This window comes from Stieleria tagensis (assembly GCF_024129865.1).
GTDB classification, from domain to species: domain Bacteria; phylum Planctomycetota; class Planctomycetia; order Pirellulales; family Pirellulaceae; genus Stieleria; species Stieleria tagensis.
Genome location: NZ_JAMYFE010000069.1, coordinates 1 through 20,002 on the forward strand (window position 1 = coordinate 1; position 20,002 = coordinate 20,002).

Sequence of the window (20,002 nt, forward strand, 5' to 3'; positions counted from 1 at the left end):
CCAAAACCCAGGCCACCTCAAGAAGTATGCCGAGCGACTGGGAATCGATCCCGCCAACACTCCCTCCAAAGACACGCCTGGGCAATTGAATCCGTTCTACTGCGCCATGGTCGAGGAACTGGATTACTACGTCGGGAAGGTGTTTGACTACCTGGACGAAACAGACGACCCGCGCTGGCCGGGGCATGCGTTGAGCGAAAATACGTTTGTGATTTTTACGTCCGACAATGGCGGGATGGAGGGTGGACCTTCTGAACGATACACCGACAACCAGCCGTTGGCTCGTGGCAAAATCTCAGCGATGGAAGGCGGGACGCGAGTGCCGTTGCTGATCGCAGGGCCGGGTATTTCCCCTGGCGTGCAGACCGATGTGATGGCCAACGGACTCGATTTTTATCCCACCGTATTGGCGATGACAGGAACGCCGATACCGCCGCAAAAAAATCTCGATGGATGCGATCTGCTGCCGCTGCTGCAGAAAGACCCCCAGGATCCACGGCTCGTCAAACGCGCTGATGGCACGGTTCGCGACACCATGGTTTGGCATTTTCCACATGGCAGTGCGCTGGAAAGTACGATTCGTGTCGGCGACTACAAACTGGTCCGCAACTATGATCATGTGAACAATCCAGACACTGCGCCGTTGGAATTGTTTCGGCTGTACGATTCATCCGGCGGCACCACACGACGTGTCGATATCGAGGAATCTCGAAACCTTGCCCAATCGATGCCGGAACTGACCGCGAAAATGGATGCCCAGCTCACGACTGCGTTAACGGAAATGCAGGCCAGCTATCCCTATTACAACCACGCCTATTCGGGGCCACTACCGAACAAGGACAAACTTTGCACGGTGGAGACTGAAACGCGGAACGGACGGCATGTCAAATTGACCTATCGCGAGAACGGAGCCCGCGTCACGCAGGCTGATTTGATTTACTCACTAAATGGTGGCCAGCAGTACGAAGAATGGTTCCGGATGCCCGCCACGCTGCAGGGGAACAACACGGTCACCGCTGAGCTTCCTGCCGGAACGACACATTACTATCTCAATCTGGTTGACGAGAATCAATTTCTTCGCAGTTACCCCGAGGTTGAAGGCAACAAGAGGAGCAAGTCATTTGCCACTGCGGCACTCAGCACGAGCAACAAGAAAACGGACGCATCGAAGCCCGCCGCCAAAAAGGCCCAAAACGATCGCAACATTCCTTTCAACCGCTGGGACACAAACAAGGACGATCATTTGTCGCTGGACGAGTACCAGAGTGGTCTGACGGGGCGACCCGACCTCGAACAACGTTTTCAACGATTCGACAAAGACGGCGATGGGAAGCTTAGTCGCGAAGAGTTCGTTGGGAAAAAACAGTGACCTTTCAAACGGGGTCGGCGATGTTCAGACGGCAATCTCGGAACTTGGAATTCAATCAAACATGACCTTCCGGAACATTAACTCTACGATCCAAGCTTCACTCTGCTTGGTGATTCTTCTTTTTGCGTCTCATCTTGGATTTGCAGCGCAACCAAATGTGTTGTTTCTGTCCATCGATGATCTCAACGATTGGGAAGGCGGCATGGGGGGGAATCGCCAGGCCAAGACGCCCCATCTGGATCAATTGTTCGAACGAAGTGTTTTGTTCACGAACGCCCATTGTTCACAAGCCGTGTGTGCGGCATCTCGCAATTCACTATTGAGCGGCATTCATCCGAGTACTTCAGGATGGTACACATCAACCGCCTCGATGCGCAAGACCTATGACCAAGTGATGGGCGAACACAAGATGTTGCCGCAACATTTTCGCGACAGCGGGTATCAGACCTTTGCCGCGGGCAAAGTTTTTCACCAGGGCGTTTCAGACTACAAAGAGCGAACGCAGGATTTTTGGGACGAAACGGCGCCTGGTTACAAAGTCCCCAAACGACTCTTAGCTCGCGGCGATGGATACGGCGGAAAACATTTTTACCCGTTCCCAAAGAACGGCAGCCAGATCATTGATCGCTATGGTCAAGGGTTTTCGGACGGAAACTCGCTGTGCTACGGAGCACTGGATCGAGACGACATGCCGGGCGGAAAAATGTTTGACGAACTAATTGCCGATTGGGCTGTCGAGCAACTCGCACAGGAACACACCAAGCCCTTTTTCATGGCAATCGGTTTTGTCCGACCACACGTCCCCTACACCGCACCCAAAGAGTTCTTTGATCTCTACGATTTGGATGATATTCAAGTGCCGGAGGTCCCCGACGATGAAATGTCGGACGTTCCCATCATGGGCAAATCGATCGCGTACGGAACGATCAAAACGGGTGACCACTACGCCGTTGTTAACTTGAGTGATACGTATTGGAAAGAAATGGTCTATGGCTACCTAGCCTGCGTTTCGTTTGTTGATGCCCAGGCGGGTAGAGTTCTTGATGCACTTTCAAACAGCCAGTACGCCGACAATACGATTGTGGTTTTGTGGTCGGATCACGGCCAGCATCTGGGCGAGAAAAAGCATTGGCGGAAACAGTCGCTGTGGGAAGAATCGACTCGCGTGCCACTGTGCTTCCACGTGCCTGGCGCCGCGGCCGGCCAGCGTCACAACGCAGTGAGTCTGCTGGATGTCTATCCAACGCTGGTCGAACTGTGTGATCTGCCGCCAGCACCCAAGTTGGAAGGTGAGAGTCTGGTTCCACTCATCATCGATGCCTCGGTCAGTCGCGAGCATCCAGTTCTGAGCAGTTGGTACTATGGTAATTACGCCGTGCGTAGTGACCGCTGGCGCTACATTCATTACCGCGATGGTAGTGAGGAATTGTACGATCACCAAAGCGATCCAGGCGAGCACACCAATCTTGCAAGCAGCCCTGAATTCGAATCCGTCATCGCAGATCACAAGAAATGGTTGCCGCCAAACGGCGCCTTGCCTGCGGGCAAAGACAAATGGGAAGGCGACAAACTGGATCGACGCATTCGCGATTGGGAACAAAATGACTCGATTCCCGATTGGTTGAATTAAGGCATGAACGGATCGGTCCTAAGGTGTCCGAATCCGTGTGCCGGCGATATGACCGCTGCGATATTTTCAGCCGCTGGGCGCTAGCCCACGGTTCGGTGTCACCAACATTGCAAAATCCGAGGAACCCGGCGCTAGCACCAAACCCCAAGTCAATCTTTCTTCGTGATCAACATGCTCGCCCGGCAAGCAACACAGTCCCACTATCAACCCCACAGCCCCAATCAATGAGTCTCCGAATTCTTCCTGATGCCAAGAAATTCGTTGGTATGAAGATCAAGTAAGAATCATGGAACCGAATATGAAACCTATATACACGGCGTTATTGGCAATGGCTTGTTCTATCGGAGTCTTTCATTCGAATGTACCGCTTGCAGCGCAGGAGACAGAGGAAGCGGTGCAGGGATTCCGTGACGATTTGGCTTTCTTGAAGAAACACACTGACATCATCACGTTGACCGACGGCGATGCTGCCGTGGCCGTCGCACCGGCCTATCAAGGTCGCGTGATGACCAGCACGGTGGATCGCGAAAACGGCGTGAGTTTCGGTTGGATTAATCGCAAGGTGATCGAGGCAGGGCTGCTGTCGGACGAAGCACGAAAAGGAAAATTGGAAGAACACATCTATATTTTCGGCGGCGAAGAACGTTTCTGGCTCGGCCCCGAAGGTGGTCAATTTGCATTGTTCTTTAAACCCGGAACCCAATTTGAGTTTTCCGATTGGACAACACCACCGGCGATTGACACCGAACCGTTTGAAGTGCTGGAGCAGACCAACACATCGGCCAAGTTCAAGCGAGATTGTGAGCTGACAAATTTCAGTGGCACGCAATTTTCGATGGGAATCCAGCGCACCGTGCGTCTGCTTGATCGAGTTGCCATTGCCAAATCGTTGCAACTGGGATCCATCGACGATTCGATCAAGTGCGTGGCCTATGAGACGGATAATCGGTTGACCAATCGCGGACAGAATGCTTGGACGGCTGAAACCGGTTTACCGTCGATCTGGATTTTGGGCATGTACAACCCGTCACCTCAAACGACTGTCGTGATTCCCTTCAAACCCGGTGACACGGCGGATCTTGGTCCCAAGGTGAACGACACTTATTTTGGCAAGGTTCCGCAGGAATACCTGCAGGTCGACGACGACATTTTGTTTTTCAAAGGCGATGGAACACGTCGTGGCAAGATCGGGATCTCGCCGGAGCGTTCAGTGGGAGTTGCGGGCAGCTACGACGCTGACGGGAGAGTCCTGACGATTGTGACCTACAATGTTCAAGACGCACCCAATGGATTCGTCAATTCGATGTGGGAGATCCAGAAAGAACCGTTCCAAGGCGACGTCGTCAATTCGTACAACGACGGTTCACCCGCTGCTGGGGAACCACCGCTGGGGCCGTTTTATGAATTGGAGACCTCTTCCCCCGCGGCCGCGCTAAAGCCGGGCGAAACCCTGAAACATGTGCAACAGACCATACATTTTCAAGGAAGCGAATCTGCTTTGGATCCGATTGCCAAGCAACTCTTGGGCGCGAGTCTGGACCAGATTATCAACAGATTTGATTCCCAACCTGACGCGTGAGTTATGAAGCCAGCGTTTTCCAAAGCCCAGCGGGCGACTAAATGACTGCCGGCGGCTCACGCCGCCAGCACTTCGTGTATTCACTCGCCCGCCCCGCGGGAGAGTGAAGGGATTGAAGTGGCAATTGCCGGTCCACTTGGGTTGAAAAGGATGAAAAGCGCAACTTCAAAACTGACGCGTCGGGTTACCAAAACCAACACACTATCGAATCGAACCAACCGCCAAGGGCAATCGATGAAACTTGAAAACCATCACCAAGGTCGGCGCACGTTTTTAAAGGCGACGGGCGTTTCGATCGCTTTGCCGTGGATGCAGTCTGCCGTTTCCGCCGCCATGCCAAAGTCCGACGCGTCGATGCGGATGGTTTGCATTAGCAGCGCGTTAGGAATGAACCCCGAAGCTTTCTTTCCGACGTCGTTCGATGATGACTATGAACTTTCGCCGACACTGCGCCCGCTGGCTGATTTGAGAAACGATTTCACGGTGTTCTCGCATATGGATCACCCCGGCATTTACACCAAGCATGCGGCGATGAATTCGTTGCTGAGTGGCGTTGATGCAAAGAAATCCTCCGCCGGCGAAAACTGTTCGATGGACCAGGTTGCGGCAGCGCATGCCGGTTACCAGACGCGATTTCCATCGGTTCATATTTCGCTCGGTGGAAGCCAGGGGGCGTCCTGGACAGCCTCGGGTATCAAAGTGCGGGAAGAGTCTGATCCGTTGGATCTGTTTCGGAAATTGTTTGTGAACGATCCCCTGGCTGCCCGCCAAGCCCGTAAGTTGGAACTCGATCAGCAGGGTAGTGTTCTGGATCTCGTGCGCGGACAGGCAAAGCGACTCGCAAAGAGCGTCAATCCGACTGATCGCGAGAAGCTGGACGAGTATTTGACCGCAATCCGTGAAGCCGAATCAAGCATTCAAGGCATCCAGCGCTGGCAGGACGTGCCAAAGCCAGCCGTTGCGTTTGATGATTCGGTGAATGCACACGGTTCGATGGATTACCCCACACTCTCGCCGTTGATGTTCGACTTGTTGTTCCTTGCGATACAGTCCGACAGTAGCCGAGTCTTTACCGCTGGTTTTGGGATGCACAACCACGTCATCGAAATCGATGGAGTCAACACTGGCTACCACGGATTGACTCATCACGGCAATTTACCGGAGCGACTGAAACAACTGCGTATCATCGACGCATTCTATATCGAGCAGATGGCTCGCTTTCTGTCAAAGCTGAAAAACACCAAGACGGCGGGCAGCAATCTGCTGGACGAGACGATGGTGTTCTTTGGAAGTGGTCTAGGCGATGCCTCACGGCACTCCAACCGCGACTTGCCGATCATCCTTGCCGGAGGTGGATTCCAGCACGGCAAACACGTCAATGCCTTGCAACACACCGGCACGCAAACGCCGCTGAACAACCTGTTCACGACCATGCTGCAAAAGTTTGGCGTCAAAATCGATCGCTTCAACAACGCGACAGGCACCGTGAGCTTGTAGCGAATTACGTCCGCCCACACCTCGATCGTTCGACGATCCTTCCAGCGCACCCGTTCCAATGAAAACGACTGCATTTGTCTTCGCCATTCTATTGTTTGCACCGGTCGCTCAGCCGATCGCTGCTGAACCAACCTCTGCTGAGCAGCAGAAACCAAACATCGTTGTCTTCGTCGCCGATGATATGGGCTGGGGTGACTCGTCGACCTACGGCAACGAGCTCATCAAATGTCCCAATCTGGATCAATTGGCGTCACAGGGTGTGAAGTTCACACAATTCTATTCGGCCTGCGCTGTCTGTTCGCCATCGCGGTCGGCGATTTTGACCGGGCGGACGCCTTACCGAAATGGCGTTTGGCGACATCTTTCTGGAAACCATGAAGCCCATTTGCGTTCCAGCGAGATCACCTACCCAAAACTGCTGAAATCGATCGGCTACGAAACATGCCACGTCGGAAAATGGCATCTCAACTCCAAACTTCAATTCAACAATCCAGATTTCCCTCAACCCGGGCAGCACGGATACGACCATTGGATGGCGACTCACAACAACGCCGATCCCAGTCACAAGAACCCAGATAACTTCTACCGTAACGGTAAACCCGTTGGTGAATTGAATGGCTATTCCGCACCCCTGGTTGCCGCCGAAGCCTCTCACTGGTTGACACAGATCCGCGACAAGTCAAAACCATTCGCCTTGTCGGTGTGGGTGCATGAACCCCATTCGCCCATTGCGACTGATCCAAAGTTCTCGGGCATGTATCAAGGCCATCAGAACAGCAAGTACATGGGCAATATCACACAGCTTGATCACGCCTTGGGGCAGGTCATGCAGACGCTTGATGACGAAGGCGTCAGCGACAACACGCTATTCATATTCACGTCGGACAACGGTCCTGTCGCAAAATTTGGTGGCACGACTGGCGGATTACGCGGTGGTAAACGCAGCGATCATGAAGGTGGCATCCGGGTGCCAGGCATCGTACGCTGGCCGAACAAGATCAAGCCCGGATCGACGAGTGATGTTCCCGTTGTCGGAACAGATATCTTTGCCACAGTGCTGGATGTCACCGGCATTCCGCTTCCGACCGATCGCACCATTGATGGCGTCAGCATGGTTCCGGCATTGGCGGGCAAGCCACTCAAGCGAGAGCTCCCGCTGTTCTGGCGAACCCACGTCTCGCCTCCGGGCGACCGAGTGGCACTACGGATCGGCGACTGGAAATTGGTGGGCAACGACACGCTGACAAAATTCCAGCTCTACCAAATTCAGCAAGACTGGAAAGAGGAAAACGACCTTGCCGCCGCGATGCCGGAAAAGACTGAAGAGATGAAACGAAAGCTTTTTGCGGTGTGGAAGTCCATCGAGACCGAAGGACCCAAAGAGTGGTGGGAAACCGAACGCCAACCGCCAGCTCGGGGCGGCACGCTGAACTACTGATCGAGCACTTGCGCTGAACACGCAAACAACTCAGCAATATCGGTGTTCCAATGATCCTTTACTCATGAAGCACAACGTGAAAACATTGGCCTTGTTCGTCTGCCTCGTGATGCCCGTCTTTGCCACGGCGGCTGATGATGTTGCATCTCATCAGCAGTTCTTCACGACGTATTGCGTGCAATGTCATGCAGCACAGGATCCGCAGGGCGACGTTCGGCTAGACGATTTGTCGAAGCTTGATCTTACAACTTGGAAGCAGGTCTACGAACAACTTGCCAGTCAGACGATGCCACCGGACGAGAACCCGCAACCCACGGCTGCTGAACAATCGCTGTTGATGGAGTACGTTCTGAATCTCGCGCAGCAGGATTCAAGTGTGCCGTCGACCGGTTTACGGCGGCTAAACAAACGGGAATACGGCAACACGGTTCGCGATCTGCTTGGTCTTCGGCACGGCACATTTGATCCAAGCGAGTACATCTACGACGATGAGATTGATGCAGGGTTTGATACCAATGCTGAATCGCTTGTGATCTCTAACGAGTTGCTGCTTGAATACATGAATGCTGCTGAAAAGAGTCTTCGCCAGGCTCTGTTTTCTGCATCTTCTGAGCGACCGACATCTCAAGTTGTTCGAGTGGATCTGTCAAAAATGAAAGGCACCTCGCGTCGCTACATCAAGACAAACTCCGAGTACGCAATCATTCGTAGCGGCGGAAAGGCACAGCTTTTCGATGGTCAACCGTCACGCACGATGAACACTCCGGGGCGGTACACCATCACCGTGACCGCATCAGGCGTCGACCGTGATCGCTATCCGGTGAAATTCCAACCCGCCCATGGTCCGTTGATCATGGGATTTGGTATCGAGCAGGATACGCTTGCGAGTGTTTCCGCTACTGGGGTGCTGCTGAAGACATTCGAGTTGGATGATGACATTCAACAGACATTCACGTTTGATATCTGGATCGACAAAGGCCACTTCCCGTACATTTCGTTCGTCAATGGACCTGGCAAGCCGATCACGCAGATCCGCTCCAACATACGTCGGCGAAAACTCAAGCCATCCGCAATGCGGGAGCCGTTCGTCGGCCCAGGGATCAAGGTCAGTCAGTTCACGATCGAAGGTCCGTTCCACGACCAGTGGCCGCCGGAGTCGCTGGTCACCACTTATGATTCCAAAACGATTCCTGATCTGAAGAACCAAACGGCACGTGAGTGGCTGGTCGGTCGTTTCGCGATGCGGGCTTTTCGCCGCCCGGTAAGTCGACAAGAGATGGTTCCCTATTTCGAATTCCTGAATCGGACACAGACTGCCACCGGGAATTGGCACGAAGCGGTGATCAAGACGTTTGCCGCGATGATGGTGTCACCGGACTTTCTGTACCTGCGCGAAGAGCAAACGGAACTCGCTGCTTTCCCGCTGGCAAGCCGCTTGTCGTACTTTTTCTGGAGTACGATGCCGGACGCCGAGTTATTCTCGGTCGCCAAATCGGGACAGCTAAACGATCCGGGTGTATTGCAGCAACAAGTCAAACGACTACTCGACGACCCGCGTTCGGAACAATTCAGTTCAAGCTTTGCCAATCAGTGGCTGTCGCTCGACAAACTCGGCAGCATGCCTCCAGACGCCAAGGGTGAATTTCGCCAGTACTATCGACAGAATCTTGAGCCATCGATGCTCGAAGAGACACAGCGGTTCTTTCAGCACGTGCTGCACCAGAATCGCAGCATCCGCGAATTCATCGATGCGGATTACTCCTTTGTTGATCAGGGACTCGCGGACCTGTACGGCGTTCCATTCGATGGCGAAGACGCAAACGAATTTCAACGCGTCACTTTTTCCACCGATGCGAAACGCGGCGGGCTGCTGGGGCATGGCAGCATTCTTACCCTCAGCGCGAATGGAGTTGAAACGTCGCCGATCGAGCGTGGCGTTTGGGTGCTAGCCGATTTGCTGGGCACTCCACCGCCGCCGCCACCCAAAGAAGTTCCCGCGCTGACGCCTGATTTGAATGGTGCTCTCACCATTCGCGAAATGCTGGAAAAGCACCGCAGCGATCCCGCCTGTATGGAATGTCACCGACGGATGGATCCGCTCGGATTTGCGCTCGAAGCGTACGATCCCATCGGCCGCCTGCGAACAGAGTACTCCAGGCGACAGTCGGTCAGCACGCATGGCACCTATCTGGGCAACGAATTTGCGGACATCACCGAACTCAAAAAGATCCTGGTAAATGAGATCCGCCCGTTCGCCCGCAACATGATCATCCGCATCGCTGAGTACGCCAAGGGCCGAAAGCTTGTCATCGCGGATTATGCGACGGTGCAAGAGCTGCTCGACCAAGCAGCAAGCAACGAATTCAAATTCAAAGATATTGTTCTGAGCATTGCATCAAGTGATCTGATGACAAACCGCTAATAACAAGATGATTGTAGAACTGGCATGGTGAACATGCCTGGTCCGGATTTTTAGAACTGGCCACCGTGCCGAACCACGAAGAAACACAACGGGAGAAGCGATGAAACCAAACTATTGTCTCAATCGGATGATTGCACGACTGACCTCGTGTTGCTGCATTATGTTTGCGGTCGCGTTTGCCAGCGTTTCCCGCGCCCAGGATACAGCGATCCCACAAGTCCAGGCAACCTATTCCGAGGCGACGGGGATTGGGCCTCAGGACGGTGTGATGCGCCGCGACCCCAGCGATATCATCAAGGTCGGTGATTTGTTTTACGTCTGGTACTCCAAAGGGCCACAATCCTCGGGCTATAACGCGACGATCTGGTACGCAACTTCGGCCGATGGGCACCAGTGGAACGAACGCGGCATGTCGCTACCCAAAGGGCCGCCCGGCAGTTGGGACGAACACAGTGTTTTTACACCCAATATCTTGGTTGCCGAAAATCGTTACTGGCTTTTTTACACGGCCGTTCCCGAGCCATTCATCGGTAAGGGCCCACAGACCACTCCGACTGCCATCGGGGTGGCGGTCTCTGATTCAGCGGACGGACCTTGGCAGAAGATCGACTCCAACCCGGTCTTGAAAATCAGCGACGACCACGACGATTTTGACAGTTTGCGTGTCGATGACGCCTGCTTGGTTGTTCGCGACGGCAAGTACTGGATGTACTACAAAGGCCGTCAATGGAATAAAAGCCCGGCGGAAACAAAACTAGGCCTAGCCGTCGCCGACAAACCAGCAGGCCCATATGTCAAACACTCTGGCAATCCCCTGATCGCCGGAAATCATGAAGTGTTGGTTTGGCCGCAAGGCGAGGGTGTGGCAGCGATGATCGGAACCGTCGGCCCAAAATCGATCACACGTTCGATCATGTATGCAAGTGATGGACTACGATTCACCAAGACCCATGATGTTGCGAATGTCCCCACCGCAGCGGGTGCCTACCGCCCCGAAGCCTTCACCGACAGTGGCACAGGCGAACCGATCCAGTGGGGCGTGCACATCGGCAAACAAAAACAGTTCCTGCCGTTCATTGAGCGATTTGAGTTGAAATTCTCTGACCATCAGCGGCGAAACACTCCATGAGATACTTTTCATTCCAAACCCATTTTGTGTTTCTCTTTTTCGTGACCGGCCTTGTTGGATTGGTCACACAGGCCCGTGCGGATCATCCGCCACCAAACTTCGTCATCATCTTTGCTGATGATCTGGGTTACGGCGACCTGGGTTGTTTCGGATCGACGACGATCAAGACGCCGAACATCGATAAAATGGCGGCCGAAGGTATGCGGCTGACCAGCTTTTACGCACAAACGGTTTGTGGCCCGTCACGAGCCGCGCTGATGACGGGCTGCTATCCGTTGAGGGTCGCGATTCATCACAACAAAGTGGAAGTTCATCCGGAACTACATCGCGATGAAATCACTCTCGCGGAAGTCCTGAAACCGGCGGGTTACACTTCCGCCGCGTTCGGCAAATGGGATTTGGCAGGGCACAAGTCAGGCCACTATGTTCCATCGCTGCTGCCCTTGCATCAGGGTTTCGATGAATTCTTCGGAACATCGACCAGCAACGATTCCCACGTTGACCTGATGCGTGGTGATGACGTGATCGAAAAGCGCGCCGACATGCGACATCTGACTCGTCGCTACACGGACGAAGCAATCAACTTCATTCGGCGCAGCAAATCACAACCGTTTTTTGTCTACCTTGCCCACACGATGCCACACGTGAAATTGGCGGTCTCAGACGCTTTCGCCGGGAAATCCGCTGGCGGTCTTTATGGTGATGTGGTCGAAGAGATCGATGCGAATGTGGGACGCATTTTGGAAACGTTGAAGAACGAAGGACTCGATGAAAACACGTACGTCATTTTCACCAGCGACAACGGGCCCTGGTACTTCGGTCGCAGCCCCAGCCACCTGAAACGATTTGGCAAGAATGCAGTGGCACACGGTGGATCAGCCGCACCCCTTCGCGGCGCCAAAACATCGACTTGGGAGGGCGGCTTGCGCGTCCCTTGCATCATTCGCGCGCCCGGCAAAATTCCCGCGGGTTCTCAATGTGACGAAATTGCATCAACCATGGACCTGATGCCGACCTTTGCCAAGCTGGCTGCAACGAACGCTCCCACGGACCGAGTCATCGATGGGAACGACATTCGCGATCTGATCCATGGCGTGGCCGAGTCGAAGAGTCCGACCGAAGCATTCTACTATTATCGACGGACTCGGCTTGAGGCCGTGCGGTCGGGCAAATGGAAGCTCCATCGTGCGCTGCCCATCGATAAGGCCTGGGAGAAGTTCAGCAAAGCCGAAGACGTGGTCCAGACGGACCAGCCATTGTTGTTCGACCTGGATGCGGACATCGGGGAACAGAAGGATGTCGCCGCGGAGCACCCGGAAATCGTGGCCGAACTTTTGCAACTGATCGAGAAAGCCCGAGTTGACATCGGTGACGGTGAACAAGTCGGCAAAAACGCTCGCTTCTTTGATCCACACCCCCGAAATCTGTAATCACACCAACCGTGGCGACTCAGGCATCGCCAAATTGGCTGAAGGCTGCCGTTTACAAAGGCGAGCCCGCTGGCACGCCAAATGCCCAGCGGGTCACCGAGATCATTGGAAAGATCTGATGTCCTGGTCCGGGCGATGGATGTTTTTCCAACGCTCAGCCAGGCGGTGCATGCCCCAACCCTGGCTGCGCTCTCTGGCTGTCGCAAATCTTTAATGCTGCGACGCGTTTTCTCAACATTACGTGGCCAGCTGCAGCGACAATGCGGTGCTAAGGTGCGTTTCGGGCACATTGAGGTGACGCAATTTTAGCTCGCATCCGATTGACGCAGACACATCGCCCTGTCTGAAGACTGTCAGTCCGTCATTGGAAGCGGCGATACACAAACGAACGAACGAAGGACGGCTAGCTGATGGGACGCATCTTTCCGTTGATTGCAGTAGCGATCTGTTGGGCCGGGGGGGCGTTGTTGTCGTATGCGGCAGAGACACCAAAACAGAAGCAGGCGGCCAGTGGTTTGAGCTGGCCCGATTCTCATTGGGATCGGGTGCCTTTGAACATTCATTTTGGCAAACGGTCCAGCGACTTGACGGACGTTGAAATCGATTTCATTGCCAGCCACAGCAATTTAATTGCCTTGGAAAAGAGTCACGGGCTATCTGCCCATGGCAGCACCGAAGCGGGCATTGCTGATTCCGCGCGGCGAATTGTGGCTCGCAATCCTGATGCGAAAGTGCTGTTCTATTTCAATGCGTTCATTAACTGGCCAGGCTATGACGCATTCAAGACCTATCGTCCTGAATGGACGTTGCGAGATGCCAACGGCAAGATCGTCTCACATCGATCGGGGACACCTCGTCCAGATCCGTCGGACGCAGATTTCCGCGAGTGGTGGTCGGATGTGGTCGCTCAGGCGAATCGAACGGCGCCGCTTGGTGGCGTCTTCATTGACGCGCTGCCCCAGGCGTTGTCGCCGGCACTCGTGACGCGAATTGGCGAAACCAAGGCGCGACAGGTGATCGCTGGGCTGCGTGAAATGATCGCGCTGACGAAACGCAAATTGGGGCCTGACCGTTTGGTTCTCGTCAACGGACTCAGGACAACTGATTTTCGAGAGCTGCTCGATTGGGATGGCATCGATGGTGTCATGATCGAGCACTTCGGTGGATTCAATACCGCCGCTCCAGCCGACATCAAGGCTGACCTGGATTCGATCGAGTTGGCTGCGGCAAAGGGGAAATTCGTCGTCGTCAAAGGCTGGCCCGGATTCAACTGGCTAGACAAAGACATGATGAAGCGCCCGCAAGCGGAACTGTTAAAACTGGCGCGTGACCAGATCACGTTTCCGCTGGCATGTTTCTTGATCGGTGCGCAAAGTGGAAGCCACTTTTGTTACTCCTGGGGCTACACCGATCGACATGGCATGTTGGCGCCTTACCAAGAATTTGATCGCGCACTCGGTTCGCCAAAGTCGGCTGCATTGTGGGACGGACTGACCGCCACGCGAGAATTCGAACACGCATCTGTCTGGGTCGACCTTAACAAAAAAGAAGCCCGCATTGATTGGGATTCCAAATGAACATCTCTCATCATCTGAAAACATTTCTGCTGTACGGCATGTGCGCTTTGCCTCTGCTGTTTGTATCCACCGCAGTGGCGGCGGAGGATACCAAGCCGCACGTCGTGATCGTCGTGGGCACACAGCACTATTCACCCGAACTCAGCATGCCACTGCTGGCACAGGAACTGCAGCGATTTGGATTTCGCACAACGGTCGTGATGGGAGAAGGCAATCCAGAAAAGAAAACCGAGAATGTACTGCCGGGTATCGAAGTGTTGTCGGATGCCGACGTAGCCATTTTCTTCATGCGGTTCTTGAAGTTACCGGATGACGAGTGGCAGCCGATTGAAGCGTACCTGCGATCTGGCAAGCCAGTGATCGGTCTGCGAACAGCCAATCACTCGTTTAAGTATGCGCCGAATCATCCACGATTTTCTTGGAACGATGATTTTGGACGCCGTGCATTGGGCACGCCCTACATTGTGCATCAGTCCGGCGCGACAGAAATCAGCGTGATCGACAAAGCTCGAAAGCATCCGATTTTAACGCATGTTGAGAAATCGAATTGGGAGTCTCCCGGGACGCTTTATCTGACCCGGCTTGAAGCAGGCTGTATCCCGCTAGTGATCGGAACCGGAACGGGAAAGCCAAGGCTGCTGCAAAAGCCGTTTGGGCCGATCATGGTCAATCAGAGTGAAGCCGATATCGTCGCCTGGGCCTGGCAGAACGAATGGGGCGGCAAAGTGTTTGGCACCACTTTCGGACACCCTGGCGATTTTGCCGAAGAATCATTTGTGCGAATGCTAGTCAACGCGGTGCATTGGTCTGTTGATCGTCCGGTGCCGGATGCTGACCAGACAATCACGACCTGGGAAATCGAACGAGCCGATCGTTAACCATGAAAACAACCCCCTGCACCATTGCGATCCTGCTCGCTTGTCTTGCGGTTCCATCTGCTGTCGCCGAATCGCCGATCAAGTCGGGCGACCGGATCGCGATCGTTGGCAATACGTTTGCCGATCAATTGCGAATTCATGGTTATCTCGAAACACAGTTGATGCAACACTGGCCCGATAACCCGGTTTCGATCCGAAACTTGGGGTGGGGAGGTGACATGCTGACCGCTCGCGACCGACCCACGGGATTTCCAACCGAGCAGGAAACGCTCACAGAACATCACACCGATGTGATCGTCGCCTGTTTCGGAATGGGCGAATCGTTTTCTGGCGCGGCGGGGCTGTCTGATTTTCGCGATCAAGTCAATGCGTTCATCCAATCCCATGCCGGTAAAAAGTACAACGGTGAATCCGACGTTCGTTTGATTTTGGTTTCGCCAATTGCTCACGAACAACTGGGGGAATTGACGCCTGGCCAGGAGCAGCGCGACCAGGACTTGGCCCTCTACAGCAAAGCGATGGGGGATGTCGCTGTCGCTGCGAACGTTCCCTTTATCGATTTGTATCAACCATCACGTTACCTGATGGACGAGCGGCAAGGACCGAAACTGACAACCAACGGAATCCATCTGAATCCCTACGGCTACTGGGCCATCAGCCATTTCTTTTTTCGCGACCTAGTGCGTGACGATCTGGATTCGATTCAAGGGGCATCGATTCAGGGGCCATGGCAGATGTTCATTGACGCAGCCGATTTGGTGACGACAACTCGCGCCGTCGATGTCTCCGGTTTGACACGTACCGACCAGGGATTGGCGTTTCGCGTGACAGAGCGGGTCGCTCCGACGTTGCCGCCGCCCAGCGATCAGAAGCTTCCGCCACCACTGAATCATCTGCGTGACTCGTTGACGATCACCCACCTGCAACCTGGAAATTACCAACTGTCGGTCGATGGGAAACCGGTGACTACCGCGAGCGCTCAAGAGTGGGCTGGCGGTGTAGCGATTGATCAATCACCCGCTCACAGTGCAGCAGATGGACTTCGCCGTTCGATCAACGACAAGAATCTGCAGTTCACGTACAGTTGGAAAGCACTCAATCAAGTTCACATCGTCGGCGAAAGAAAGGGATCACCCAGTGGAAGGGCGCTGCCATCGGAAGTGATCGAGTTCAACAAGATCGCAAACGAACGCGACGCAAAACTTCGGCTCGGAATGCAACTCCAAACACGTGACTGGCGTTTGAATCGTGTTTTGGAATAACCCGCCAGACGCAATTCAGCGAAACACTTTTACAGTTGCCATGCTATGTAGTTTTTTCGCAACTCACTCTCCCGCCCCGCGGGAGAGTGAAGAGATCGAAGCGGCAATTTGCCGAGTCATTTGAATTGAAAAAGCTGTTTCGTGCACCTTCAAAACTCACGCTTCGGGTTACCAAGAACCAATGCCCTACGCAAAAGCGCAACTGCAAATCGCGTGAACTACAAACATCAGTCAATCGCAAGAACCGGTGAAACAATCAGGCGTCCAATGGCGATCGACCAAAACAGCATGACAAATTCGACCAACGCTCATCAAGCCAACAAGCCGATGGATACTTTATTTTCCCGTTTCGTTTGCTCGGTTCTACTGGTATGCGGCACGTTCGCTGGTTCGGGGGCCGCGCAAGACGCATCCGGTATCAAGAATATCAAGGGCGCAGACCTGGACCTGATGAGCAATCATGATCCAGCGTCAGAACTTGAGAATTTTGAGTTGCTCGACGGATACCAGGTGAACTTGTTCGCGTCGGATCCGATGCTCGCCAATCCCACCCACATGCACTGGGATTCTCGAGGTCGACTGTGGGTGTCGTGTTCGTGGGCCTATCCGCAGCTCAAGCCTGGCGAAGTCGCTAACGACAAAATCATCATCCTCGAAGATACCGATGATGACGGCGTCGCCGACAAATCCACCGTCTTTGCCGATGGACTGTACGTGCCAACCGGTTTGGAACTGGCCAATGGTGGATGTTATGTCGCACAATCACCTGACGTGTTTTTTCTAAAGGACACCGATGGGGATGACGTTGCCGATGTGAAAGAATTGGCACTCACAGGGTTCGGGATCGAAGACAGTCACCACTCGGTCAGTGCTTGGCGACGTGGCCCCGGTGGATGGATTTATTTCCAGGAAGGCATCTTCTTGCATTCCCAGGTTGAAACGCAGCATGGTGTCGTACGGAATTACAACGGAGGCGTCTATCAATACAACCCCCGCACTCAAGAGTTGCGAGTGTTTTGTACAGGGACCGGGGGCAATCCTTGGGGGCACGTGTTCGACAGATGGGGCCAGTCGTTTATGGTCAACAACCCCCGCATCATGTACCTGTCACATGCCACGGGAAACAGTGGCCAGCAGATACGGATCAACCCGTTGATCAGCACGGAAAAACAATGTGGTGGCGATCTCGCCACGGGGACTCATGTCGGAGACGATCTCCGTGACAATCTGCTCAGCGGCCGTTTTAAAAGTCGAGCCATTATCCGCTATGAATTCACCGAAGACGGTGCCGGATTCAGTGCCAACGTTCTGCCGCCGTTGATGACCTGCAAGCATCCCAATTTTCGGCCCGTTGATGTCAAGACTGGTCCCGACGGAGCGATCTACGTTGCGGATTGGTACAACTCGATCATTAACCACGCCTCCCATGATTTTCGTGATCCGCGACGTGATCACGAGCATGGCCGGATTTGGCGGATCACACACAAAGATCGTCCGCTGGTCAAAAAGCCTCGGCTCGATGGGATCACTGTCGCGGAGCTTGTCGATCACTTGAAAAGTCCCGAAGCCTGGACGCGGCACCAAGCAAGAAAGGAACTCAGTGAGCGGGACCCGGACGAAGTGCTGGCAACTCTCGAAACATGGGTTGATGGTCTTGATCAGAAGTCCGAACAGTACGACCATCAACTCGTCGAAGCGATGTGGGCCTGCCAGAATGTGGAACGCCCGAGCGAGAAGATCTTGGAATTGGTGTTGAACGCAGAAGACGGCCACGCACGTTCGGCAGGTGCTCGAATCATCCGGTACTGGCACAACGATCTGTCGGATCCAATTCAGATGATTGCCAAGGCAGCCGGAGACCCGTTTCCCCGCACTCGAATGGAAGCGGTTTTGTCGGCCGGTTTCATCCCCAAGGCCGAAGCCTACGTGGCGGCGCTGAATTCGATCGATCATCCCGGCGATGCCTTTCTCGACAAAGCATTGCCACAAACGGCCATGGCTCTGGAAAAGTTCTGGCGACCATCGCTGGATGCCGGAACACTTCAGTTCTCAAAAGATTCGCATCGGGCATTTGCCGAGCAATCAGCCGGGATCGGTTTTCAGGAGCGCATTGAGACGTTTTTGAGTCAGGACGCTCCGACGGACAAGGACATCACAGAATTTTGCAGCCAACTCCAGGCGGTCGGTACCCACAGCGATGTTCTGCAGATCGTCGGTGTTTTGACTGGAAAAGGATTGAAATCTACCGACGCCACCATCGCCTTGCTCGAAACACTCAAGGGAATGCGGAAGTCGCAGCCATCCAAAGGCTTCCAGCGACGGATCCGTCGCCTGACGCGATTGCTCGCACATGAAAATACTGTCGTCGCATCACTTGCCGCCGACAACCTGGCCGCCTGGCAAGCTCGCGATGTCACGGCTGAGCTTGTCGAACTGGTCGGGGACGGGCAACGTCCACCTGCGGTACGTCGTTCAGCCGCCGTCGCCTTGGCCAAACTTGGCGGTGCGAAAGAGAAAGAAACCCTGGTCGATCTCAGCAAGAATGGTGATTCACTCACTCGGTATTCCGCATTGGTCGGCATCGTAGCGATCGACGTCCAAGACGGCGCGCGACTGACAGCCGAGCTATTGTCTCAGGATCCGGGCGAGTCAGATCCAGTACCACTGATCCAAGCGACTCTCAAGCATCGAAACGGTGGTCGCGTACTTTCCGGTGCGATGAAAAATGTCGTGATTCATCCGCTGGCTGCCTCTCGTGTCACTGAGTTTCACCGTTCGACCGGGTTGTTGCCCGCGGATCTTGCCAAGTTGTTTCAGCCAGCCTCGGATTCCCCCTCGCTCAATTCACAATTGTTGGCGGAAGACCAAGCGAAACTAACCCGCGACGTCGAATCGCTGGGAGACGCGGTCCGTGGCGAAATGGTCTATCGGCGAAAGTCTTTGGCGTGCACCAACTGTCATGCCATCGGACCGGTCGGTTCGGTCATCGGTCCAAATTTGGTAGCGGTGGGTGCCGCGGCAAAGACGAGCTATGTCGTGGAATCGATTTTGCAGCCGAACAAAGCGATCGCTGAACATTACGAAAATCGACTGTTCCTACTGGAGGATGGGTCGACCCAGGTTGGGATTGTGGCGTTCAAAAGCGATGATGAGGTCGTGGTGCGAGATGCAGCGCAACAGGGAAAAGAGGTGCGTCTGGCGACAGAAGATATTGTTGCCGAGAAGGCTATGGTTTCCGCCATGCCGACTGGGCTGGTCGATCAACTCAACAATCGTCAAGAGTTTTTGGATCTAGCGAAGTTCGTCGCGGCCTTGGGCAGACCGGGCGACTTTGCCAATGATGAAAGCCCGGTCATTCGCAGGTGGCGTGTGATTGCCACTCCAGCAGACGATGCTGTTCCGAGAGACGACGCGGCCTGGGTCACAGCGTTCAGCAAAGTCAACGGTGAATTGCCCAGTAGTGAATTTCCGGATGCAGACCAAGTGCTTGTTCGCGGATACGTGAACGTGCTGACGTCTGGTGCCGTGCAATTGAAGATCAACGATGTGACAGGAATCCGGGTTTGGGTCGACGACAATGAACTCGCCAGTCCGTCAAGTGTTACCCCACTGACCAAGGGGCGACGGGCGGTCACATTTGCCATCGACCGAATCAAACGTGGCGACACGGGGCTGAGAGTCGAAATCTTGCCCGCAACCGCGTCCCCCGCAAAGTATCAACCCGAAGGTGGATTCTGACTGCTGTTCGTCACTCGTTCTGCCTCAATCGCGCCTGTTCGATTGCGTTAAAT

At 54.3% G+C, this 20,002-nt stretch carries 12 protein-coding genes; all 12 read left to right on the top strand.

The features are described from left to right. A partial coding sequence (locus tag NHH03_RS17055) for a sulfatase-like hydrolase/transferase (RefSeq protein WP_253158196.1) occupies nucleotides 1–1,369 on the top strand: 1,369 nt, incomplete at its 5' end. Nucleotides 1,370–1,529: 160 nt separating this feature from the next. Then, the gene (locus NHH03_RS17060; protein ID WP_253158197.1) at nucleotides 1,530–2,999 is read left to right on the top strand and encodes a sulfatase; all 1,470 of its coding nucleotides are present in this window, start codon (nucleotides 1,530–1,532) and stop codon (nucleotides 2,997–2,999) included. 298 nt (nucleotides 3,000–3,297) lie between these two features. Further along, the gene (locus tag NHH03_RS17065) at nucleotides 3,298–4,578 is read left to right on the top strand and encodes a DUF6786 family protein (protein WP_253158198.1); all 1,281 of its coding nucleotides are present in this window, start codon (nucleotides 3,298–3,300) and stop codon (nucleotides 4,576–4,578) included. A 234-nt stretch (nucleotides 4,579–4,812) separates the two neighbouring features. Continuing rightward, a complete protein-coding gene (locus NHH03_RS17070) occupies nucleotides 4,813–6,075 on the top strand; it encodes a DUF1552 domain-containing protein (protein WP_253158199.1) in 1,263 nt (420 codons plus the stop codon). A gap of 58 nt (nucleotides 6,076–6,133) precedes the next feature. Further along, the gene (locus NHH03_RS17075) at nucleotides 6,134–7,513 is read left to right on the top strand and encodes a sulfatase family protein (protein WP_253158200.1); all 1,380 of its coding nucleotides are present in this window, start codon (nucleotides 6,134–6,136) and stop codon (nucleotides 7,511–7,513) included. 64 nt (nucleotides 7,514–7,577) lie between these two features. Then, a complete protein-coding gene (locus tag NHH03_RS17080) occupies nucleotides 7,578–9,935 on the top strand; it encodes a DUF1592 domain-containing protein (protein ID WP_253158201.1) in 2,358 nt (785 codons plus the stop codon). A 100-nt stretch (nucleotides 9,936–10,035) separates the two neighbouring features. Then, entirely contained in the window at nucleotides 10,036–11,064 is a 1,029-nt protein-coding gene (locus NHH03_RS17085; protein ID WP_253158202.1) for a family 43 glycosylhydrolase, read from the top strand. Continuing rightward, a complete protein-coding gene (locus tag NHH03_RS17090) occupies nucleotides 11,061–12,494 on the top strand; it encodes a sulfatase family protein (RefSeq protein ID WP_253158203.1) in 1,434 nt (477 codons plus the stop codon). Before NHH03_RS17085 ends, NHH03_RS17090 begins: the two co-directional genes overlap by 4 nt. 410 nt (nucleotides 12,495–12,904) lie before the next feature. Beyond that, nucleotides 12,905–14,071, top strand: a complete 1,167-nt coding sequence (locus NHH03_RS17095; protein WP_253158204.1) for a putative glycoside hydrolase — start codon at nucleotides 12,905–12,907, stop codon at nucleotides 14,069–14,071. Next, nucleotides 14,068–14,949, top strand: coding sequence for a ThuA domain-containing protein (locus tag NHH03_RS17100; protein ID WP_253158205.1), 882 nt, complete (start codon nucleotides 14,068–14,070; stop codon nucleotides 14,947–14,949). The genes NHH03_RS17095 and NHH03_RS17100 overlap by 4 nt, the downstream gene beginning before the upstream one ends. 2 nt (nucleotides 14,950–14,951) lie before the next feature. Continuing rightward, nucleotides 14,952–16,211, top strand: coding sequence for an SGNH/GDSL hydrolase family protein (locus tag NHH03_RS17105; protein ID WP_253158206.1), 1,260 nt, complete (start codon nucleotides 14,952–14,954; stop codon nucleotides 16,209–16,211). A 288-nt stretch (nucleotides 16,212–16,499) separates the two neighbouring features. Continuing rightward, nucleotides 16,500–19,949: a PVC-type heme-binding CxxCH protein gene (locus tag NHH03_RS17110; RefSeq protein WP_253158207.1), complete on the top strand. Its 3,450-nt coding sequence runs from the start codon at nucleotides 16,500–16,502 to the stop codon at nucleotides 19,947–19,949. Nucleotides 19,950–20,002: the final 53 nt, after the last annotated feature.